Annotated in this window: 20 protein-coding genes and 1 tRNA gene; 12 read left to right on the top strand and 9 right to left on the bottom strand. The window is 61.0% G+C overall.

The annotated features are described in order from the left end of the window. Positions 1–271: 271 nt before the first annotated feature. The gene (locus tag SBC1_RS00750; protein ID WP_165986812.1) at positions 272–706 is read right to left on the bottom strand and encodes a hypothetical protein; all 435 of its coding nucleotides are present in this window, start codon (positions 704–706) and stop codon (positions 272–274) included. Between the two features lie 514 nt (positions 707–1220). Between SBC1_RS00750 and SBC1_RS00745 the strand changes: the two genes are divergently transcribed. From SBC1_RS00745 to SBC1_RS00705, 9 genes are all read left to right on the top strand, one after another. After that, complete coding sequence (locus SBC1_RS00745; protein ID WP_165986926.1) at positions 1221–2237, top strand: bile acid:sodium symporter family protein; 1017 nt, start codon at positions 1221–1223, stop codon at positions 2235–2237. A gap of 353 nt (positions 2238–2590) precedes the next feature. Further along, complete coding sequence (locus SBC1_RS00740; RefSeq protein ID WP_243830256.1) at positions 2591–3634, top strand: acyl-CoA dehydrogenase; 1044 nt, start codon at positions 2591–2593, stop codon at positions 3632–3634. Beyond that, on the top strand, positions 3622–4398 hold the full coding sequence (locus SBC1_RS00735; protein ID WP_165986924.1) for a PIG-L deacetylase family protein: 777 nt from the start codon (positions 3622–3624) through the stop codon (positions 4396–4398). The genes SBC1_RS00740 and SBC1_RS00735 overlap by 13 nt, the downstream gene beginning before the upstream one ends. Next, positions 4395–5030, top strand: a complete 636-nt coding sequence (locus tag SBC1_RS00730; RefSeq protein WP_165986922.1) for a class I SAM-dependent methyltransferase — start codon at positions 4395–4397, stop codon at positions 5028–5030. The genes SBC1_RS00735 and SBC1_RS00730 overlap by 4 nt, the downstream gene beginning before the upstream one ends. Positions 5031–5283: 253 nt before the next feature. Continuing rightward, positions 5284–6303, top strand: a complete 1020-nt coding sequence (locus SBC1_RS00725) for a LacI family DNA-binding transcriptional regulator (protein ID WP_165085597.1) — start codon at positions 5284–5286, stop codon at positions 6301–6303. 2 nt (positions 6304–6305) lie between these two features. Beyond that, on the top strand, positions 6306–7586 hold the full coding sequence (locus tag SBC1_RS00720; protein ID WP_165986921.1) for an AGE family epimerase/isomerase: 1281 nt from the start codon (positions 6306–6308) through the stop codon (positions 7584–7586). A 12-nt stretch (positions 7587–7598) separates the two neighbouring features. Beyond that, a complete protein-coding gene (locus SBC1_RS00715) occupies positions 7599–8510 on the top strand; it encodes a carbohydrate kinase (RefSeq protein ID WP_165986919.1) in 912 nt (303 codons plus the stop codon). Positions 8511–8625: 115 nt separating this feature from the next. Beyond that, the gene (locus tag SBC1_RS00710; RefSeq protein WP_165085590.1) at positions 8626–8856 is read left to right on the top strand and encodes a hypothetical protein; all 231 of its coding nucleotides are present in this window, start codon (positions 8626–8628) and stop codon (positions 8854–8856) included. Positions 8857–8924: 68 nt separating this feature from the next. Next, positions 8925–9170, top strand: a complete 246-nt coding sequence (locus SBC1_RS00705) for a hypothetical protein (RefSeq protein ID WP_165085588.1) — start codon at positions 8925–8927, stop codon at positions 9168–9170. A 12-nt stretch (positions 9171–9182) separates the two neighbouring features. Here the strand turns inward: SBC1_RS00705 and SBC1_RS00700 are convergent, their stop codons facing one another. Continuing rightward, the gene (locus SBC1_RS00700; protein WP_165085585.1) at positions 9183–9833 is read right to left on the bottom strand and encodes a glutathione S-transferase family protein; all 651 of its coding nucleotides are present in this window, start codon (positions 9831–9833) and stop codon (positions 9183–9185) included. Positions 9834–10078: 245 nt separating this feature from the next. On the opposite strand from SBC1_RS00700, the gene SBC1_RS00695 reads away from it, so the two are divergent. Next, positions 10079–13648 carry an indolepyruvate ferredoxin oxidoreductase family protein gene (locus SBC1_RS00695; RefSeq protein WP_165986917.1) on the top strand — a complete coding sequence of 1190 codons (3570 nt, stop codon included), beginning with the start codon at positions 10079–10081 and terminating at the stop codon, positions 13646–13648. A 114-nt stretch (positions 13649–13762) separates the two neighbouring features. Here the strand turns inward: SBC1_RS00695 and SBC1_RS00690 are convergent, their stop codons facing one another. Further along, positions 13763–15082, bottom strand: a complete 1320-nt coding sequence (locus SBC1_RS00690) for an EAL domain-containing protein (RefSeq protein ID WP_165085580.1) — start codon at positions 15080–15082, stop codon at positions 13763–13765. A 459-nt stretch (positions 15083–15541) separates the two neighbouring features. Here SBC1_RS00690 and SBC1_RS00685 point away from each other — a divergent pair, with 459 nt between their 5' ends. Next, complete coding sequence (locus SBC1_RS00685; protein ID WP_165986915.1) at positions 15542–17221, top strand: Na+/H+ antiporter; 1680 nt, start codon at positions 15542–15544, stop codon at positions 17219–17221. Between the two features lie 523 nt (positions 17222–17744). Here the strand turns inward: SBC1_RS00685 and SBC1_RS00680 are convergent. From SBC1_RS00680 to SBC1_RS00660, 5 genes are all read right to left on the bottom strand, one after another. Then, positions 17745–17820: transfer RNA gene (locus SBC1_RS00680), tRNA-Ala, on the bottom strand. A 67-nt stretch (positions 17821–17887) separates the two neighbouring features. Continuing rightward, on the bottom strand, positions 17888–18229 hold the full coding sequence (locus SBC1_RS00675) for a c-type cytochrome (RefSeq protein WP_241201984.1): 342 nt from the start codon (positions 18227–18229) through the stop codon (positions 17888–17890). A 14-nt stretch (positions 18230–18243) separates the two neighbouring features. Then, entirely contained in the window at positions 18244–19044 is an 801-nt protein-coding gene (locus SBC1_RS00670; RefSeq protein WP_165085556.1) for a BON domain-containing protein, read from the bottom strand. 20 nt (positions 19045–19064) lie between these two features. Next, positions 19065–19652, bottom strand: coding sequence for an SIS domain-containing protein (locus SBC1_RS00665; RefSeq protein WP_165085553.1), 588 nt, complete (start codon positions 19650–19652; stop codon positions 19065–19067). A gap of 287 nt (positions 19653–19939) precedes the next feature. After that, positions 19940–20368, bottom strand: coding sequence for a YraN family protein (locus tag SBC1_RS00660; RefSeq protein ID WP_370469576.1), 429 nt, complete (start codon positions 20366–20368; stop codon positions 19940–19942). Here SBC1_RS00660 and rsmI point away from each other — a divergent pair. Next, positions 20367–21269 (top strand): 16S rRNA (cytidine(1402)-2'-O)-methyltransferase, encoded by a 903-nt coding sequence (rsmI, locus tag SBC1_RS00655; protein WP_165085547.1) that lies wholly within the window; start codon positions 20367–20369, stop codon positions 21267–21269. The genes SBC1_RS00660 and rsmI overlap by 2 nt on opposite strands. 99 nt (positions 21270–21368) lie before the next feature. Here rsmI and SBC1_RS00650 read toward each other — a convergent pair whose 3' ends face one another. Next, positions 21369–22007: a septal ring lytic transglycosylase RlpA family protein gene (locus SBC1_RS00650; RefSeq protein WP_165085545.1), complete on the bottom strand. Its 639-nt coding sequence runs from the start codon at positions 22005–22007 to the stop codon at positions 21369–21371. Between the last annotated feature and the right edge of the window lie 496 nt (positions 22008–22503).

Raw genomic sequence — 22503 nt, 5'->3', positions numbered from 1 at the left:
ATAGACGGGACAATTGTTTTTTGTTTTGCACTCGCAAGCAAGTTGCGGTCAGCCGAGGGCCAGTCGAGCCAGCAGTTCGAACTTGTGGGTGAGGAACATCGCGGGTACTACGAGGGATATATGAGGGTGCTGCGGGAATTTTTGATGCGCGTTTCGCGAGCTGCGTTTCGCAAGCTAACACCCAGCGCCCCGCGCAGATTTGATTCTCGCGGTATCGCGCGTGATTACGCGTTCGGCTGTACGCGCCAAGTGCAACCGTCAAGTTCCGCCATCAATTCCGATACGGAGAGTTCGCGCGCGAGCGCGGGTCATCGGCTTGCCGACCTGACGGGCGCGTGCTGCCGCGCTCTTCGTTATAACGTGCAATGTCGGCGCGGATCGATCCTCCAGTGGGCAATTGCGCCGCCTGCTCGGCGCGCGATCCACCGCGTACTTCCGCGCTGATCGGCGTCAATCCGGAACCGGCCGCCACGCGTTGATAACCGAACGGCTGAGCACCACGCGCGACGTCGTCCACTCGCATTGCATGCCGGTTCGCGGCCCTCCATTGCCCTTGGGCCTGACCGGTGTTGCGGTTGTACATCTCGCCGTTGTTGCCGCCGGCAAAAGCCAACGACGCACACAGCGTCGACGCCGCAACCAGACCGGCCGCAGCGGCGAGGATCAAGCGAGCAATAGAGCGAAATCGGCTGGGCAACATATCCATACTGCGAGTTGTCCGACTCTGTTCGAGCGTGTCAGCGGAGAGTGGATACCGCCAAGCATCGCCGACCGGTCAATTGTCGGAGCATCAGGCACGCTACTTAACGCGCCTGTCGACCAGTCTGCCATTCAATTTATTGTGCCGCGCGACTGGAGTCGAGCCAAAAAGTGTTAGGTCTTCCTGAGGGTTGTAACACCATGTTACTTCAGTGTTTTTTGCCGCTTTTCGGGATGACTCCCGGCGCTTCTGTCTTATCAAATCGACTTGATTTCGATTCCAAACCACGAGTCCCGCAGATGGTCCGAAACAGCGCTGTACATCCTCCTGTCGGGTGCCCCAAACTGACAATTCATGCACTTAGGGAATTAATAGATCACTTAAATGAATTTGCATCTTGAATCGGTATGCGCTCAAAATAGCGATCGCGACGGTTTCGCGCGTGTCCGTTCGCCTCTTGAAGGCAAAAAACGTGATCGCCCGAAGTCGTCATGCACTTTCATGAACATGCGAATCCCCGATGACCCGCCCCAAGTTTCTCCCCGACAACTTCACTCTTGCACTCGTAGGCACGGTGATCCTTGCCAGCCTGCTGCCCTGCCGCGGCGCGGCGGCGGTCGGCTTCAACTGGCTGACCAACATTGCTGTCGGGCTGCTGTTTTTCCTGCACGGTGCAAAGCTCTCCCGTGAAGCGGTCGTCTCGGGCATGACGCACTGGCGTCTGCACATCGTTGTACTGCTCAGCACCTTCGCGCTATTTCCCTTGCTCGGCCTGGCGCTGAAACCCGTCCTCACGCCGCTCGTCACGCCCGCGCTGTATATGGGGATCCTTTTCCTGTGCACGCTGCCGTCCACCGTGCAGTCGTCCATTGCGTTCACATCCATTGCCAAGGGCAACGTGCCGGCGGCGGTTTGCGCCGCCTCGGCGTCGAGCCTACTCGGCATCTTCATCACGCCCGCGCTGGTCGGTCTCGTGGTGACTGATGGCAGCGGCCACGCCGGTTCCGCATGGCACACGGTCGGCAATATTGTGATGCAACTGCTCGTGCCGTTTATTGCAGGCCAATTGCTGCGGCCGGTGATCAGCAAATGGCTCGAGAAAAATCGAGGCATTCTGCGTTTCGTCGATCAAGGCTCGATCCTGCTGGTCGTGTACGTGGCGTTCAGCGAAGCGGTGAATGAGGGCATCTGGCACACCATTTCCCTGCAAACGCTCGGTGGGCTGGTCGTAGTGAATGTGGTCCTGCTGGCGCTCGCGCTGGGAGTGACGGCGTTCGCCAGCAAGCGGCTGGGCTTCAACCGGGCAGATCAGATCACGATCATTTTTTGCGGATCGAAGAAAAGCCTCGCCTCGGGCATTCCAATGGCAAAGGTGATTTTTGCCTCGCACGCGGTAGGTGCGGTCGTTCTGCCGTTGATGCTTTTCCACCAGATCCAGTTGATGACGTGCGCTGTACTCGCGCAACGCTGGGGTGCTCGCGACATGTCCGGCGAGCAGGCGCCGCAGCCAGAAGGCACCCGCGCGCAAGTCCGTTAGGTCCATTGGGACCGCTAGTAGGCGCGGCGCCCATGCCGCCGCTGGCAATAGTGCGAAAGCACGTTGCATGACTGATTCTCCCGACCCAACTTACCCAAGCATGAAGCCGCCCTGTGCGGCTTTTTTGCTATTTGAAGCTCATTTGGGTGTTCCGTCGATTCGGCCTGAAGGCCTATGACTTGACGTGAGCGCCGGCAAACGCGTTTCGTTTCTTCATAACCCCTATGCCGTTTGGCGGACTGGTGATCGGGCATGTGCCTTGCCACACTTGTGTTTGCAAGCTGTTACTGGCACCAGGCAACGGGCAACAACATGCCTGCCTTCATCCACACAAGCGGTTGGGAATGACCACCATGCAAGCAATGACCGGCGGGGCCGCCAGCGAATCCATTCTCGGTCCGTTTTTGCGTGAACTCCGCTTCGAGCGCGGCTCGGACACTGATACCGCCCGTGCGCTCCACATCCTGATCAATGCCGGTCTTGATCGCCTGCCACTCCCTGGCCATGGCGCAACGCTCGAACGCTGGCGAATGCTCGCGGCGGTCGCTGCGTGCGATCTCGCACTGGTCAAGCTGTTCGAAGGCCATACGGACGCGCTCGCAATCATGGCTGAACTGGGTGCAGGACATGTCTCGGAAAGCGGTCAGGCGTGGGGCGTTTGGGCAGCAGAGCCGCCTTCGGCACGCCTCACCGCGAAAGCTGCATCCAACACAACCAGCGCCACGTTGCACGGTACGAAAGCCTGGTGTTCCGGAGCGGCGTCCATAACCCATGCCCTCGTCACAGCCTGGAACGAGCGGGACGAGCCCATTCTTGTCGCAGTCGATCTCCATCAGCCGGGCGTGCGCATCACGTGTGATGGCTGGATGGCTGTCGGCATGTCGGCGAGCGCTAGCGTGGACGTCCATTTCGATCACGCCAAGGCCACCTGCGTCGGCGCGCCGCGGGCGTATCTGGAGAGAGCAGGCTTCTGGCACGGCGGCGGCGGGATTGCTGCATGCTGGTTCGGAGCGGCAGCGGCAATCGGGGAATTCGTCAAACAGGATGCCGCGCGCCGCGCCGACCCGTACAAACTCGCCCATTTGGGTGCAATTGACACAGCGCTCTGGGGCACGGCCAGCCTGCTGCGCGAAGCGGCCGCGCGGATCGACCGCGAGCCACAGGCCGACGCAATGCCCGATGCCTTTCGTGTCCGCCTGGCCGCGGAACGGGCGGCGGTTGATGTCATCGAGCGCGCCGGCCGCGCCCTAGGCGCCGGACCCCTCTGCCGCAACCGCCATTTCGCCAGCCTGATGGCCGATCTACCCGTCTTTATCCGGCAGAGTCATGCCGAACGCGATGAAGCCGCGCTTGCTGAACGACTTATCAATGGGGAAGGCGGCACATGGAACCTGTAGTAACTCACTCGGCAAACCACCGCGCCATCAAGGGGAATGGCACGCCGGAAGCAACGTGGCAAAACTCCGGGCGGCTCTCGAGCCTGCCTGAAGTCGACCCGGCAATCCTCGTGCCGCCAGGCGCGCGCGCCGTCATTGTTGCGCCACATCCGGACGACGAGATTCTGGGCACGGGAGGCCTGCTTGCGCAACTGTCCGACCTGGGTCGCAAGGTTCTGATCATTGCCGTGACGGACGGCACCGCAAGCCATCCTGATTCGACGGAATGGCCCACGGCGAGGCTGGCTGCGACCCGTCCGCAAGAAACGCGCAATGCGCTACAACGTCTACGCATGAAACATGTCGCGGTGGTACGGCTACACCTTCCAGACGGCGACGGAGAAAAATTTGAATCGGAACTGGTGGAAGCGCTGAAAGTGCATCTCGAACCGGGTGACATCGTGTTTGGAACCTGGCGTTTCGATGGCCATCCGGACCACGAGTCGGTCGGCCGCGCCGTGACCGCCGTGGCCGGTGCGCTTGACCTGCCGTTCGTGGAAGTCCCGGTGTGGACCTGGCACTGGGCAACACCCGAGGACTCGCGCGTGCCCTGGAGCCGTGCGCGCCGCATCGTGCTGGATGCAGCCACGCTTGCCCGCAAGGTTCACGCGGTCCAGGCGTTTCGGAGCCAGATCGAAGCCGACGGCTCGACGGGTCGCGCACCCATCCTGCCCGACCATGTGCTCGAACGTCTCACCCGGCCCTACGAGGTCGTGCTGATATGAAGATAGAACCGAAAGCGCCGGAACCACGCGCGCAGGAACCCAACGCGCAGGACTATTTCGCCGGTCTCTATCAAGGAAGCAACGACCCCTGGCTGCTTCGCGAGCGATGGTACGAGCGGCGTAAGCGTGCGCTGACACTGGCCGCCCTTCCCGACGAACATTACCGTCGCGCGTATGAACCCGGCTGCGCGAATGGCGAACTGACGGCTGAACTGGCGGCTCGCTGCGAGACACTGCTCGCCGCGGATTTGAATCCTGCCGCTGTCGAACTTGCGCGCCAGCGAGTCGCGCATCTACAACACGTTCGTGTCGAGCAGCGTGCCATGCCCGACGATTGGCCCGACGGCGAGTTCAACCTGATCGTCATCAGCGAGGTGGCGTATTACCTCAATGAAGCGCAGCTGGCCGGGCTGATAGCCAAGCTGACTGTTTCGCTCGCCGAGGGCGGGACGCTGATAGCCTGCCACTGGCGGCGGCCGATCGAGGGTTGGCCGCATTCAGGGGATCATGTACACCGAGAACTGCGCGCAAAACTCACGCTATCGAGGCTGTCGTGCTACCAGGACGACGACATGGTGCTCGACGTGTGGTCATCGAACGCGGAATCTATCTATCAGCGGGAAGCGCGCTAGTTTTGGTGCTTGCCAACAAGTGTTAAGTTGAATTTTCCAGCCACATTTACTAAACAATAAAGGTAACTGAAAGCCTTATCAGTGAACGGCTTACGGGTTTTCTCTAAGATTTGACGGATAAGGTTTCGCGCTGGTTTACTATACAATCGCCGAAACCATGCGAACCTGACTTCGTTGGTAAACACATCACGTGCATACAACACCTCAGCGCCGATAAACAACAAATCCACGCAATGCGGAGACGAGAAACCCGATGGCCACAACCATTCGCGACGTCGCGCGCGCAGCCAGTGTGTCGATCGGCACGGTATCGCGGGCGCTGAAAAACCAGCCGGGCTTGTCGGAAACCACACGTGAACGTGTGGTGGAAGCGGCGCGGCAACTTGGCTACGACGCCGCCCAGCTGCGCACTCGAATCCGGCGCGTCACGTTCCTGCTGCATCGCCAGCACAATAATTTCGCGGTCAGCCCGTTCTTTTCGCACGTGCTGCATGGCTTCGAAGAAGCCTGCCGCGAGCGGCGGCTGGTGCCGTCGGTCCTGACAGCCGGCCCGACGCATGATCTCGCCCAGCAAATGCGCCTTCACGCACCAGACGCGGTAGCGGTCGCGGGATTTATCGAGCCAGAGCTACTGGCTTATCTGCGCTCCATGAACCGGCCGGTCATATTGATCGACTTGCGTGCGCCGGGCTTCCGCTCTGTCAACGTCGACAACGCTCGGGGCGCCGCGCTCGCCATGCAGCATCTGTTTGCACTTGGACGCAAGCGGATTGCGTTCATTGGCGGATCGCTGGCGCACTACAGCATTTCCCAGCGGGCAATGGGTTATCGGCTGGCGTATTTCGAAGCGGGATTACTCTTTAACCCGACGCTCGAAGTCACCACGCAGCCCGCGATTGACGCCGATGTCGCCGCCGCCGACGCCATGGAACGCCTGATCGCGCAAGCGCGTGCGCAATCCGCACCGCTGCCCGACGCTGTTTTCGCCTATAACGATGCAGCGGCCCTCGCTGCCATGCGCGTCTGTCTTGCGCACGGTTTGCGGGTGCCGGAAGACATCGCGTTTGTCGGTTTCGACGATATTCCCGCTGCAGCCCAAAGCACGCCGCCGCTCACCACGGTCACGGTCGACAAGGAAGCGCTCGGGCGGCGCGGCGTGGAATTGCTGCTGGAAACGGCTCAGAGCCAGGATGACGCGAACACCACCGACACGCTCGTGCCCGTGCACCTGATTCCTCGCGCGAGCTCGGCCATAACACGGACACAGACATAGGTATGAACTCAACCGCTCTGCACGTGGCGGGTTCGGCAGAACCGGACTTTCGCAGCCGCGATTTCCTCCTCGATCACGTTCGCCACACACTTGCGTTCTACGCACGAACCGCCCGCGACGACTCCGGCGGTTTTTTTCATTTTTTCAAGGATGACGGCACGGTCTACGACCGCACCACGCGTCACCTTGTAAGCAGCACGCGCTTCGTCTTCAACCATGCGATGGCCTTTCGTCATTTCGGCGGCCAGCAGTATCAGGACAACGCCCGTCACGCGTTCGCGTTCCTGCGCAACGCGCATTGGGACGCCGTGAATGAAGGCTACGACTGGGAAATCGAATGGCGCGACGGTGCGAAACGCACGCTCGACGGCACGCGGCATTGCTACGGCCACGCGTTCGTTTTGCTGGCGTGCGCGCACGCAGCAATGGCGGGTATCGATGAAGCCAAACCCTTGATCGATGAAACCTTCCAGCTGATGGACAAGCATTTCTGGGATGCGGGCGCCGGTCTTTACGCCGATGAAGCCACGCCCGACTGGCAGTTGTCGCCGTATCGCGGGCAGAACGCCAACATGCACGCGACCGAAGCGCTGCTGGCCGCGTACGAGGCGACCGGCCATGTGCTCTATCTGGATCGAGCGGAGAAAATCGCCGGCAACATCACGTTGCGCCAGGCCCGCTTGAGCAACGGCCTGGTCTGGGAGCACTTCCACGCCGACTGGTCGATCGACTGGCATTACAACGAATCCGACAGCTCCAACATTTTTCGCCCGTGGGGTTTCCAGCCCGGCCATCAGACCGAATGGGCGAAGCTGCTGCTGATCCTGGAGCGGCATCGGGCGTTGCCGTGGCTCGCGCCGCGCGCTATAGAACTATTCGACGCAGGCTTCAACCGCGCGTGGGACGACCAGCACGGCGGCCTGTATTACGGCTTCGGCCCTGACGACTCCATCTGCGACCACGATAAATACTTCTGGGTGCAGGCCGAGACCTTCGCCACCGCAGCATTGCTCGGCAAGCGCACCGGTCTGGAGCGATTCTGGGATTGCTACGACGAACTCTGGCGCTATAGCTGGAAGCATTTCGTCGATCATGAGTATGGCGCGTGGTTCCGCATCCTGACCTGCGACAACCGCAAGTACGGCGACGAAAAGAGCCCCGCCGGCAAGACCGATTACCACACGATGGGCGCGTGCTACGAAGTGCTGAACGCGATAGCCGCAGCGGACGCGCCGCAACAAAGCCGCGACGCGACCAAAGAGACAGCGAAAGCAACAAGCTAAACGGTGAGCACGATGACTTCCAATTCAACTTTCCCCCAATTCGTCTCCGCCGGCGACATCCTCACCGACCTGATCCGCACCGGCCCGTCGGACTGGCTGTCACGGCCGGGCGGTGCAGGCTGGAACGTCGCGCGCGCCGTCGCACGCCTGGGTTTGCCGACCGCATGTGCCGGTTCGCTCGGCACAGACAATTTCTCCGATGAACTCTGGGACGCCAGCGTCGCGGCCGGCCTCGACATGCGCTTCATGCAGCGCGTCGAGCGGCCGCCGCTGCTGGCAATTGTCCACAAGACGCAGCCCCCGACCTATTACTTCATGGGCGAGAACGGCGCGGATCTCGCATTCGATCCCACCCTTCTGCCGTCCGGCTGGATGGACTCGGTGAAATGGGCGCACTTCGGCTGCATCAGCCTCGTGCGCCAGCCACTCGGCGACACGCTCGCCCGTCTCGCCGCGCAATTGCGCGAGCACGGCGTGAAGATCAGCTTCGATCCGAATTATCGAAACCTGATGGAGCATGGCTACGAGCCGACCTTGCGCAAGATGGCCGCGCTTGCCGACCTGATCAAGGTCTCCGACGAAGACCTGCAAAAGCTCTTCCCATCTATCTCGAATGAAGCCGACGCCATCGCCGAAATCCGTGCGATTAACCCGCAGGCCAGCGTGCTTGTCACACGAGGATCGGCCGAAGCTACGCTGCATGTCGGCGACGAAAGCTGGCAGGCACGTCCGCCGAAAGTCGAGGTCGCCGATACGGTGGGCGCTGGCGATGCCTCCATTGCCGGCTTGCTCTACAGCTTGATGGCACGCTCCGGCGAGTGGCCTGACCATCTGCGTTTTGCGCTTGCGGCGGGCGCGGCGGCGTGCCGGATGTCGGGTGCGCACTCACCATCGCTGGAAGAAGTCGAGAATTTGCTGGCCTGAAGTCCAGGCCTGAAATTCAGGTCTGATCCATAGCAACCGCCCGGCAATGAGAGACGGTCACACGCGCGATAAATACGCGTGCTAGCATCGTTTCAACCTTTGCTGGAGGTGCATCATGGAAGACACGATCTACACGAAAGGCATCTACACCGCGACGATCGGCGCTCACGCCGTAGCCGGCGGCCAGTTTCGAGGCGTTGTCACGCTGGTGCGGGACGACGGCGAAGATGGCGAGGATTCCGAGCCGAAACAGTACGACGTCACGGCCACCTCGCAGTCCGAAGAAGAGGCGCTGGAAGAAGCCCGCGCGCTCGCCCACCGGATCCTCGGCGAACTCGAACTATAAAAAAACGGCGACGCGGAGATTGCGCGCCGCCGCCATCGTCGTCGCTTCGCTTGAACGGGAGAACCACCATGTCTGAACAACTCTTCCTCTACGGCGTCTACTCCATCCACGTCCGGCCTATCGAACTACAAGGGACGCGCTGGGACGCCGAATACGAAATCCGCCATCTCGACAAAGCCGTGCAGTCGTGGAAAACCGTTGGCGGCGATAACGGCTTGTCGAGTCCCACCGACGCCATTGGCGCCGCGCACGTGCAAGCCGTCGCCGACATTGAAGCCGGTGCGGGCATTCCAAAGCCCAAGACCTTCCCCTGATCCCAACGGACTTCAAGGTTTAACGCTAACCGTGCCCGTCTGCTGCGAGGCGGCTGACGGCACCTTCTGCGCTTCCTGTTTATCGATCGATGCCGCGCGCTCGTGCGCGTCCCGTGACGTGGCGCGCGCGACGTAATCCGACAACACGCCTCCCGGCTCGATCAGCTTCGCCATATAGGCAATCTGCAGCGTGCTCGAGACGAGGATATCGGCAGCGGTAAAGCGTTCGCCGAGCAGCCACGGGCCTTCGGCCAGCGCCGATTCAATCGCCTTCTCCACGCGGCCCAGATCGCCCCAGCCGAAACTCACGCTATTGCCCGGCGCGCCCGTCATCTTTTCGGCCATTGCTGGTTCGAGACAAGCACTCGTGAAAAACATCCATTGCAGGAAACGGCCTCGCAGCGGATCGTCAAGCGGAACGCCCAGCCGCGCTTGCGGGTATTTATCGGCGAGATAGAGCAGCACCGCGCCCGATTCCGCGACGCACACACCGTCGTCATCCAGCGCGGGCAACTTCGACATTGGGTTCACCGAGCAAAACGCCGGCGCATTCTGCTCGCCCGCCCGAATGTTCACGTAAGCGAACTCATACGGCACGCGCAATTCCTCGAGCATCCATAACGCGCGAAATGCGCGCGTCTTCGGCCAGTAGTAGAGCTTCATGGGCAGATCCTCTTTGTGGCGCGGTTTTGTCAGAGAGCGTCCAGATTACCCGCTCCCGGGCATTTCGAGGCGCGGGTTAACCACACGTTAGCCATTCGGCAGGTGATTTCCACTCTTCTATCTCAATAAAGATTGATTTCGTTTCTGGTACGAGCGTTCGATCGCGAAGAACGCAAAAACCTTCCGGTTATGTCGAGGAAGAATGGCGACATCCTCTCAATTCAAGATAAAACGCCGGAGACCTCATGAACGCGCGTGTGCCTTTTGCCGATAGTCCTCCTCTAGCAAGCTACCAACTCACCGATAACCTCAACGCCGCGCACGGCCGGATCTTCCTCACCGGTACGCAGGCATTGGTTCGGCTTGTCTTGATGCAACGCCAGCTCGATCGCGCCGCCGGGTTGAATACAGCAGGGTTTGTCAGCGGTTATCGCGGGTCCCCGCTCGGCATGGTCGATCAGCAATTGTGGAAGGCGAAAAAACTCCTCGCGTCACATGACGTGCGTTTTCTGCCCGCGATCAACGAGGAACTTGGCGGCACGGCGGTGCTTGGCACGCAGCGGGTGGAGTCGGACCCCGAGCGGACCGTGGAGGGCGTCTTTGCGATGTGGTACGGCAAGGGCCCGGGGGTGGATCGGGCCGGCGATGCGCTCAAGCACGGCAACGCGTACGGCTCATCGCCGCACGGCGGCGTACTGGTGGTGGCAGGCGACGATCACGGCTGCGTGTCGTCGTCCATGCCGCATCAGTCCGATCAGGCGATGATCGCTTGGCACATGCCTGTCGTGAATCCATCGAATATCGCCGATATGCTCGAGTTCGGTCTCTACGGCTGGGCGTTGTCGCGTTTTTCGGGCGCGTGGGTGGGGTACAAGGCGATATCGGAGACGGTGGAGTCCGGGTCGACCGTGGACCTCGATGCGTTCCAGACCGTGTGGCCCGCGCCAGAGGGTTTCGTCGCGCCCGAAGGCGGTCTGCACAATCGCTGGCCCGACTTGCCGAGCTTGACCATTGAAGCGCGTCTGGCGGCGAAGCTCGACGCCGTGCGGTATTTTTCCAAAACTCATTCAATCGATAAATGGATCGCTCCGAGCCGTCACGCGAACGTCGGCATTGTGACGTGCGGCAAGGCCCATCTCGACCTGATGGAAACGTTGCGCCGCCTGGATCTCACCGTCGATGACCTCGATGCCGCCGGCGTGCGCATCTATAAAGTGGGTCTGTCGTTTCCGCTGGAAACCACGCGTCTCGATACCTTTGTGGAAGGTCTCTCTGAAGTCCTTGTGATCGAAGAAAAAGGGCCGGTCATCGAGCAGCAGATCAAGGACCATTTGTATAATCGCACGGAAGGCGCACGGCCGATCGTGGTCGGCAAGAACGCGCAGGACGGAGCAATGCTGCTGAGCGCGCTCGGCGAACTGCGTCCATCGCGTGTGTTGCCTGTGTTCGCGGACTGGCTCGCGCGGCACAAACCAGCGTTGGATCGTCGCGATAAAGTCGTAGATCTCGTCGCGCCGCAAATCTTGTCGAACGCCGCCGATACCGTCAAACGCACGCCGTATTTTTGCTCGGGCTGTCCGCACAATACATCGACGAAAGTGCCTGAAGGGTCCATCGCTCAGGCCGGAATTGGCTGCCACTTCATGGCGTCGTGGATGGAGCGCGATACAACCGGCTTGATTCAAATGGGCGGCGAAGGGGTGGATTGGGCGTCGCATTCCATGTTCACGAAAACGCCGCACGTATTCCAGAATCTCGGCGATGGCACCTACTTTCACTCAGGACTCCTGGCTATCCGGCAGGCGGTTGCGGCGCAGGCCAACATCACGTACAAGATCCTGTACAACGACGCCGTCGCGATGACCGGCGGCCAGCCCGTCGATGGCAGCATTTCCGTGCCGCAAATCGCGCGGCAAGTCGAAGCCGAGGGAATCGCGACGCTGGTAGTCGTCAGCGATGAACCCGAGAAATACGACGGCCATCACGACCAGTTTCCGAAGGGGACGACATACCATCATCGGCGCGAACTCGACGATGTTCAGCGGCGGTTGCGCGATATCAAGGGCGTTACCGTACTCATCTACGATCAAACCTGCGCGGCCGAGAAACGGCGCCGCAGGAAGAAAGGCGAGTTCCCCGATCCCGACAAGCGCTTGTTCATCAACGAAGCCGTGTGTGAAGGCTGCGGCGATTGCGGCGTGCAGAGCAATTGTTTATCGGTGGAACCGGTGGAAACCGAACTTGGACGCAAGCGCCGCATCGACCAATCGTCGTGCAACAAGGACTACTCGTGCGTGAACGGTTTCTGCCCGAGCTTCGTCACGCTCGAAGGCGCGAAGCTCAAGAAAGCCGCAGGCAATGTCTTCGATCCTGAAGCGCTCGCGGCACGCGTCGATGCGTTGCAGGAGCCCAAACTCGAACTCGATAACGCGCCATACAACATTCTGATTACTGGCGTTGGCGGCACGGGCGTGGTGACAGTGGGCGCGCTGATCAGCATGGCCGCACATCTGGAAGGCAAGAGCGCGTCCGTGCTCGACTTCATGGGCTTTGCGCAGAAAGGCGGCGCGGTGCTGTCGTTCGTGCGCTTTGCTTCGACGGATGCGTTGCTGAACCAGGTGCGCATTGATACCCAGCAAGCCGACGTGCTGCTCGCCTGCGACATGGTCGTCGGCGCGAGCGCTGACGCATTGCAAACGGTGCGGCATGGGCGCACGCGGATTGTCGTGAACACGCACGCGATTCCGAACGCGACCTTCGTGCAGAACCCCGATGCGAACCTTCACGCCGGATCGCTGCTGGAAAAGATGCAGCATGCGGCGGGCGCTGAGCGCATGAACACGTGCGACGCGCAGGCTTTGGCGACGCGTTTTCTCGGCGACACCATCGGCGCGAATATTTTGATGCTGGGTTATGCGTGGCAGCTTGGACTGGTGCCGGTGTCGCATGCGGCGTTGATGCGCGCGATCGAGTTGAACAATGTCGCTGTGCCGATGAACAAGCTGGCGTTTGCGATCGGCCGACTGGCTGCTGCGGATATGGATGCGTTGGAAGCGCTGCGCAAATCTGCCGTTACGCCGCGGGTCGAGATGGCTGCCATGCCGTTGGATGCATTGATCGCGGATCGTGAAGCCCGGTTGCTCGCTTATGGCGGTTCGAATTACGTGACGCGATATCGGACGTTGGTTTCGGCTGCAGCGGCACATCACAACGATGCCGTGACGCGAGCGGTAGCTTCGACGTTTTATCGGCTGCTGGCGGTGAAGGACGAATACGAAGTCGCGCGGCTTCATTCCGATCCGGCATTCCGCGCCGCACTGGAAGCGCAGTTCGAAGGCACGGCGGGACAGGATTTCGCGGTGAAATTTAATATGGCGCCGCCGGTTTTATCGAAGGCGAAGAACGGCGGCCAACCGCGCAAGATGACGTTCGGGCAATGGCTCTGGCCGGTGCTTGGGATGATGTCGAAGGTTCGCGGGCTGCGTGGCACGGTCATCGATCCGTTCGGTAAATCGCTTGAGCGGAAAATGGAACGCGAGCTTCCTGGGGACTATGAAATCACCATCCGGCGCGCGCTTGAAGCGATGACGCCGGACAACGCGAAAGACGTCGAAACGCTCACGCTGCTGCACGAACGCATTCGCGGTTATGGACACGTGAAGCTGGCGAATCTGTCGATGGTGAAGCGGCGGGAGCGAGATTTGGGCGTGAAATTGGGGATCGCGGTCGAGACAGGGCGGTATGTGAAGGCGTCGCTCGATGAGGTGAAAGGGGCCGGCGCGTTGAAGGGAATTCCGGTGGTGGTGGCGAAGTGAAGACCGCGCCCTGAGCAGTTGGATAGCCACTCTGTAGGCCATATCCCGCAGAAATGAAAATGCCCGCGAGCGATTCGCGGGCATTTTCGTAATGCCGTGGAAATCGAAAAAGACCTACTCTTCCTCCTCCGCAAACCAGTCAATATCCCCGCAAAGGACACACCGTTGTCCGCCCATGCGCGTTTCGACCGACAGCGTGACACACGGCAGCGCTTCGTTAATCGATAAATACGGCTTCGTCACATGCACCCTGTCCGGGTCACCCAGCGCCGCCCGGAAATACGGCCTGCGCAACCAGTTCGCCCCTTGCGCATCAATCAGCGGCAGCAACCGCGCCTCATGCGCCGCGCGATCGGCCCTGAGCACAACATTGCGCCCAGCCTGCCGGCCGTTGGCATCGAGGAGAAAACACCGAGCCGCGTTATCCAGCGAGAGGAAATTCCAGCACACTTCCTCCAGTGCTTCCCCCGCCGCCAGCCGTTCCGCCGCGCGCTCGAACGATCGGACATAAGGCTGCAGCCGCGCCGCCACGCGACGTTCCTTCGCTTCCGTCTGCAACCGGAAACGCTCAGTCAATTCGCTCATCAACGTGTGCGCCTGCGCGGCATCGGCGAGACCGGGATTTGGCCGGCCGAAGAAAAAGCCCTGCACGAAATCCGCACCGCTCGAAAGCGCCAGTTGCGCCTCGTGCTCGGTCTCCACGCCTTCAATCAACACCAGCTTGCCCGCCTCGTGCAGCAGCGACACCACGCCGCACAGAATCGCTTCCATGTTGCGCCGATGCTTCAAGTGGCTCGTCCCATGCACGGCATGCGCCGAGTGCGCGGCGTGGGACAACATCACGCGATCCAGCTTGACGATATCCGGATCGAGTTGCCAGATCCGTTCGATGTTGGAATGGCCCGCGCCGAAATCATCGAGCGCGATCAGGAAACCGTGCTCGCGAAAATGCAGTACGGCGTCCGCGAGCGTTTCGATATCGTCGGCGCGTTGCTCCAGCACCTCCAGCACCACGCGGCGCGGCTCGATCTGCAAGCGCTTGAGATTCGCCAGCAACGCGGCCATGTGATACGGCTCGGTCAACGCGGCCGGATGAACGTTGAGAAACAACCATTCGTTTTCCGCGCCGAGCACATTGAAATTTTCGAGATGCAGCGCCTGCGATAACCGGTCGACCTGCATCGCCTCGCCTACGCGCGCGGCCTGGCCGAATACATCGAGCGGCGACACCACGCGGTCAAGCGCGTCGTGCGCACGCAGCAAACCTTCGTAACCGACCGCCCGCATATGCGACAGGCTGAACACCGGCTGAAACATGCTCGACAGCGTCCAGGCGCCGTGCTCGACCGAATACCGGTCGAATCCCGACGTCACGCTCAGTTCGAATGCCCGCGGCGAGACCGGCTTCACCTTGTCAGGATTCGCTAGTGCCATCTTGCCTTCCCCGTCCGGATGCCTGCATTTGATCCTGGTTTTTGCGACCGGGCATGGTCGCGGTCGTGATCGATCACCGCAATCGATTGCGCTCGACATCGCGCAACCGGTGCCCTCAATTCTGCTTTCATACACTGCCCTCATTTATCTTCAAGCGGAATCTACCCGTCCCGTCGCGCCTTCGATAAAGCAAGCTCCGTGCTAACGCAAGCCCAAGTGTTTCGAGAGCGCACGCGCGGATGTGCACCGCCACGAGACGCCGAATTCGCAGCGGAGCGCGCAGATGCACCAATACGGTGCAGATTACGATGCGCGTTCCAGCGCCGCGTGAATCCTCAAAACATCAGGACGGGCGCTTCGACAACCTTTAAACATGTCCACGATAAACTTTGCCCCTTCTTCGTTAAAAGGGACGCGTCGCTATCGGCTCGCCGCGCTCCTGCCGGATCGCAAAAATCTATGGAAATCGTTTTCACTGTCTTGATCCTGATGCTGGCGGTCGCGCTGTCCGGATTCGCGACCAGCCTGTTGCCCAACGCGTTGCCCTTCACGCTGCCGCTGCCGCTTGTCCAGATCGCGATAGGCGCGTGTCTCGCGTGGCCCGGATTCGGCCTGCATGTCACGTTCGATCCCGAGCTATTCATGATGCTCTTCATCCCGCCGCTTTTGTTCGCCGACGGCTGGCGCATCCCGAAACGCGAATTTTTCATGCAGCGCCGCGCGATCCTGCTGCTTGCGCTAGGCCTCGTATTCATGACCGTCGGTGCGCTCGGCTGGTTCCTGCACGTGATGATCCCCGTCATGCCGCTGCCGGTCGCATTCGCGCTGGCCGCGGTGTTATCGCCGACAGACGCCGTTGCGCTCAGCGGCATTGCCGGCAAGGGCCGCATTCCGGCGAACCTGATGCACATCCTCGAAGGCGAAGCGCTGATGAACGACGCGTCCGGCCTGGTCGCGCTGAAATTTGCCATCGCGGCGGCGCTCACGGGCGTGTTTTCATTGCGCGCGGCGGCGATCAGTTTCGTGCTGATTGCGGTGGGCGGCCTGGTGATCGGCGCGGCAATCAGTTGGCTCGTGACATCCATTCCTGGGCGGGTCGTGAAGTTGTCCGAAGACGACGATCCCGCCGCCGGCGTCGTCCTCACCCTGCTGATTCCGTTCGCGGCGTATCTCATTGCCGAGCGCTTCAGTTGCTCGGGCATTCTCGCGGCGGTATCGGCCGGGATGATGATGAACTTCCAGAGCCTGCGCGAAGGCATTCCCACGGCGGCACGAATCCGCATGACCAGCACGTGGACGATGATCGAATTCGTGTTCAACGGCATGGTGTTCATCCTGCTCGGGCTGCAGTTTCCGCACATTATTGGACGCGCGTTGATCGAAGCGCATCACGACGGTCTTCAGCAAGTCGGCTTGCTGCTCGGTTATGTGGCTGCGGTGGTGATCGCGTTGTACGGGCTGCGTTTCGCATGGGTATGGGTGCTGCGCTGGGTCGCGAGCCGGGGCGCCGCGAAACACGGCGTGGCGAACGCGGTGCCGGGCGTGCGCACGGTAGCGATGACCACCATCGGCGGCGTGCGCGGCGCGGTTACGCTCGCGGGCGTGTTGTCCTTGCCCGAAGTGCTGCCGAACGGCATGCAATTGCCCGGGCGCGATCTTGCCATCTTCATTGCATCCGGGACGATCCTGATGTCGTTGCTGATTGGGGTGGTGGGTTTGCCGCTGCTGCTGAACGGCCTGAAACGACGCGGCGATCCGCACGCGGCCGAGGAACGCATCGCGCGCCGACATGCGGCGCAGGCCGCGATTCGCGCTATCGATACCGCTCAGGAAAATCTCAGCGAGCAGATGGATGAGGCGGCGTCGGCGCGTTGCACGGATACGGCGGCGCGCGTGATGAACTTGTATCGGCGGCGTCTTGAAGGGCTCGGCGAAGAAGAGGAACCACGCCGGGCCGCGCGTCAAAGCGAAATGGTGGAGACGAAGCTGAAAATGGCCGCGTTGAGGGCGGAGCGCTCGGAGTTGCTCAAGATGCGCTCGCGGCAGGCAATCAACGACGAAACCTTGAACAAGCTGATGCGGGAAATCGATTTGTCGGAGACGGCGATTGTGAACCGGAAGAAAGGCAGCACTGCGTAAATGACGTTTCGACGTTTCCTCTTCGTTGGTTCATGGCGATCCGCCACACCCGAAACCTCAGCGTGCCGGGCTTCGACACAATGGGCACGAACGAATCAACTTGCTGAATTTTTAAGAGTTTTCGTATTCGCCGCCGACGCCGGGCATCGCATACTTCATCTCATGCGCAGTCCATGAATGTGCATGATGTCGTTGTAACTCTCCGATCTTGTCCGCTCACGGCCTCTGGCTTTGGGCGGTTTTTTTTTTGGGATTTTTTTGGGATAACGAACGAGTTGATGTTTGAACTCATGTCGTACCGACTCGACGCTGCCCTTGCCCGTCTCGAAAGCGGGCTTAAGTTTTTGGGAGAACATGTTCACCGACTATCGCGCGGAGCGCGGCCGATGTTTCGCATCGGGAAATGTCGTAGGCGCAGAATCATTTTCGGCCGTCCTTCTCAAGGGCCGCGAGGCAAAGAAGCCCGCACAGCTTGCGCTGTGCGGGCTTCTTAACATCACGTCATGTACTGTAAAAGTAACCGTGGTGGAGAGGAGGAGGATCGAACTCCCGACCTTCGCATTGCGAACGCGACGCTCTCCCAGCTGAGCTACCCCCCCACTGCCTCTTGATTCTAGCACAGCCTTAAGACCGTCTGACAAGGCCCAAAAGCCGCCTGAGACGCACTTATTTGGACGGCGCACCCGCGAGAATCCAGCCAACCACTGTCTTGATATCTGCCCCGTTCATGGATCGATGCGACGGCATGGGCAGGACACCCCACACTCCACTGCCACCGTCCCTAACCTTGGTTTCAAGCAGCGCTTGCGCTTGCGCGTTGCCTTTGTATTTCCCGGCGATCTGCTGAAACGATGGCCCCACCAGCTTGCGGTCCACCGCGTGACATCCCATGCAGGCATTCTTGCGCGCGACGCTCATGGCATCGGCGGGGGAAGAAGCAGCCGGTGCGTCGGCCGCGAGCACGCCCTGACCGGTCGCGGCCGTGATCGCCATCGCGAACACGGTCATACAAAACCACCGCTTCATTTCGCTGCGGGCGCAGGATTGCCCGGATGCACGTTGGAGTTCATGACCGGCGCCTGTCCATCGAGCGGCTTTGAGCTTACCGACGAATCCGGTACCGCGCCGACGGTTGGATCGCTGTCGATGGGCGTTACCACCGGCGCGCTCGCGCCCGATGCAGCCGCAGCCGACAGCGCCTGAGCATCTTCCGGCTTGATGTACTGGAATACCTTGACCACCTGTGTAACACCCGGCACCTGTGCCGCCACATTCGCGCCGGCTGCGCCTTCATCACGCGTGACCAGGCCCAGCAGATACACCGTGCCGCGCTCGGACACCACCTTGTAGAAGTTCGCCCGCATATCCTTCTCACCGACCATCGCACCCTTCACGCGGCTCTCGAGATAGGCGTCGTTAGTCCGCGATGACAACGAACTCGCTCCCTGGACAGCGAGCTCATTCACAATGCTGTTCACATTGTTGATGCCGCGCACCACCTCTTCGGCCTTCTGCTTCCATTGTTCAGTCGGTACTTCGCCGGTCAGCAGCACGCGCCGGTTGAACACAGTCACGCTAACGTGCGCCTCGTCAGGCAGGCTTTCACCGATGCGCGTCTTGGCTTTCACCTGGATCTCGCGGTCCTCGGTTTGCGCACCGAGCGTACGCCGGTCGGTGGCGACGAGCGTACCGCCGCCCACTGCACCGCCCATCGCACCGATAACTACAAGCGGGCAACCTTGCAGGGTCAGCGCGACGCCTGACAACAGGCTCGCCAGCAGCGTGGCTCTGGCTAGCGTCGACCTGACGCGTGTCGTTTTCATCAACTCGTTCCCCTTAAAAATCATTCGTCGCCCAGCAGCATCGCGTCGATGCCGTCGCACAGACAGTGAATGGTTAGCAGATGGACTTCCTGGATTCGTGCCGGCCGTTCGGACGGCACGCAGATATGGATGTCGGTATCGGCGAGCACTTCGCTGATCACGCCGCCGCCCGCGCCTGTCAACGCGATCACGAACATCTCGCGCTCATGCGCGGCCTGGATCGCCGAGAGCAGGTTGACCGAGTTGCCGGACGTGGAGATCACTACCAAAACGTCGCCGGCTTGTCCGAGCGAGCGGATCTGCTTCGAATAAATCTCGTCAAACGCCGAGTTGTTGCCAATGCCCGTGAGCGTCAGGACATTTGCGTCCAGTGCAATGGCCGGCAAGCCAGGCCGCTCACGCTCGAAATGCCCTACCAGCGCAGACGCGAGCCTCTGTGAGTTAGCCGCTGATCCGCCGTTGCCGCACGTGAGGATCCGAGAGCCGTTGGCGAGCGCGCCGAACAGCACGTCAATGGCTGCGGCGACGGGGAAAGCAAGCGTGTCGAGTGCTTCGCGATGGACTGCCGCGTTTTCGCGGAAATGTTGCTGGATACGTTCGACGGACATCGACTCTCGGTTCTCGGCCGCGCCATGCGCGGTAGTTCATTGACGGACTGCTTCGATGATTTGCTTCGATGGCTGGCTTCGGCGGCCGGCTTTGGCGACGTGCTGCCAAGGTCTCTCAAGCCGATGCTTCACCACTTCAATACTTGAGCTCCGGCGCCTCACGATCCATGGTTCGCCGCCACGCGCTCGTGCGCTACGACTGAACCTGAGACATCGATCAATCCGGCGCGCAGGCTCCGCGCAGTTTACCGCACTCGCTGTCCGCGTCACTTAAGATACGGCCATTTTCACGACGTATCGGCGCGAAAAGCATCGCGTAACCACACGATACGGCCCGCGTCGAACGCGATCACGTCGAAGCGGCACACGGGCAACGCCCCGCGCCACGTCATCAGGTAGTGCTGCGCTGCGAGCACCAGCCGCCGCTGTTTATGCGCGCCAACACTCGCCGCCGCTGCCGCGAACTGGCGACTGCGCCGCGCGCGTACCTCCACAAACACGAGGGCGCGCTGACTGCCGATCTCACGCATCACGAGATCGATTTCGCCACCGCGACAAGCGAAATTGCGGGTGACAAAACGCAGGCGCTGCCGCTGCAGATATTCAAGCGCGCGTTGCTCGAACGCGCTTCCGATTGTTTTCGACACCCCGTTCCCCAAAAAGTTGTCCCTCATCGCGTGGCACAATGACGTCCTCCGCATGCCACCCGCCCTCATGACTCCACTCTCCGAATTGGCCCTTGGCCAGCAGTTTCCGGCTGGCGCGCTCTATATAGTCGCGACGCCTATCGGCAATGTCGCGGACATTACGGTGCGCGCGCTGCATGTGCTCGGACTTGTCGACCGGGTGGCCGCCGAGGACACGCGGAACACGTCGCAACTACTGTCGCGCTATGGCATTTCGAAGCCGACCATCGCGGTACACGAGCACAACGAGCGCAGCGCCGCCGAGAACGTGATCGCGCATCTGCGCAATGGCGAGCGCATTGCGTGCGTGTCCGACGCAGGCACCCCGGGTATTTCCGACCCCGGCGCGAGACTGGTCGATGCCGTGCGCGAAGCGGGCTTTCCCGTTATTCCTTTGCCGGGCGCAAGCGCCCTCACCACCGCGCTCAGCGTAGCCGGCGCATGGGTTCACACGTTTTCGTTCATCGGCTTTCTTGCCACCAAACCCAGGCAACGCGACACCCAATTGCAGTCGCTGCTCACCCACACGCCCGCACTCGTGTTCTACGAAGCGCCGCACAGGATTGTGGAAACCGTGCAGGCGCTCGAGCGCGCGTTCGGTGGCGAGCGGCAATTGCTGATTGCCCGTGAGCTGACCAAGTTACATGAGAGCATCCATCGATGCACCCTGGCCGAAGGGCCAACGTGGCTATCCGGCGATGCAAACCGGCAACGCGGCGAGTTCGTTCTCGTAGTGGAAGGCGCGCCGCAGAAGGAGGCGGCGGACGACGCGCATGACGCGTTGCTCGCGACTTTGCTGGAGGAGTTGTCGGTGAGCAGCGCTGCAAGACTGGCGGCAACGCTGACGGGCGCATCGCGCAACGCGCTTTACACAAGGGCGCTGGCAATGGATAAAGCACGCGGAGAACAGGGCGAAAACGAGCGGGAATGACGCGCTGGAACGAGATCGCAAATAGGGACAAACGCGCCAGGCAATAAAAAATGGGCCGTCGAAACGGCCCATTTTTCTTACGCAACAAATTGACGATAATCAGTCGACCGGGTTAAGCGATGCCAGCGATTGATCTCGTGCCGCCGCCCGCGCTTCTTGCGGCGTCAAGCCTTCGATCTTCACCTTTCCGACACCCGCGCCACGCATGCCCAGTACTGCGGCGGCGGCATAGGAAAGATCAATCACGCGGCCACGCGCGTACGGGCCGCGGTCGTTGATCTTGACCACCACCGTCTTCTGATTCGCCTCATTGGTCACGCGAACCCAGGAAGCCAGCGGTAACGTGCGATGCGCTGCGGTGAGCGCGTGCATGTCATAGCGCTCGCCGCTGGCCGTCTTGCGACCATGGAAACCGCGGCCATACCAGGAGGCGCGGCCCTGCTGCTCGAAGTCGCTGACATCAGGTCCGGCAGTGATGGGCTTCGCGTTGGCGAGCGAGGATGTGTTGGACGAATTGCTGGCTGACGAAGGCAATGCATTCAGCTGGGAGTCGTAAGCGAGCGGTGCAGCGGCACCCGCCGGGCCTCGGCCCAGGTTCGCAGCGTTGTTTGCAGTGGTCAGCCGCGAGCCGGTTTTCAGCGCGCTGGCCTGATCGCTGCCGCTTGGCGGCATGGCGCAACCCGTGAGGATTGCAAAGACCAAAAGACTCCCGAAACGACCGGTTAGTCGTACATTCATAGACGTGTAATCAACGGTTAGAGCCGCCCTAACCATCCGACAAAACGCGGACGTGCGTAGGCAGCTCAAGGCTTTCCGCGCACAGACACACACCGCCCGAAAAATCGAACGGCGAGCCAGTGCTCGGGTGCGGCGTACCTCGCCGCAAATGCCCGGTTAGTTTTCACGTCTGGCGCAACCTGTCCCCGGCAGCCTGACCAGACCCCACATGCCGCCATCGAACGTGGATCACACGTTCTTGCGCGTTCAACAGCGCAGGAACGGCGGCGTAGGCCCCATCCAGCGTGACGGCAGCTAAGGCCGTTCGCAGGTGCATCGCACCTGGCTGGACAAGACGTGTACATCGGCCGAAACCGATGCTTGATTGCGATTTCGAAGCATCTCTGCTCCGAATTGCGTACTTGATGACAATTGTAAAAACGCGCTACTCGTGTTTCTCATTGCCCATTGATGGCATGTTCAAACCATGCACAAGTGGACCGATTATACCCAAACC

Origin of the sequence: Caballeronia sp. SBC1, assembly GCF_011493005.1 — a bacterium.
In the GTDB taxonomy this organism is placed as follows: domain Bacteria; phylum Pseudomonadota; class Gammaproteobacteria; order Burkholderiales; family Burkholderiaceae; genus Caballeronia.
This window is presented reverse-complemented; position numbering and strand designations above follow the sequence as displayed.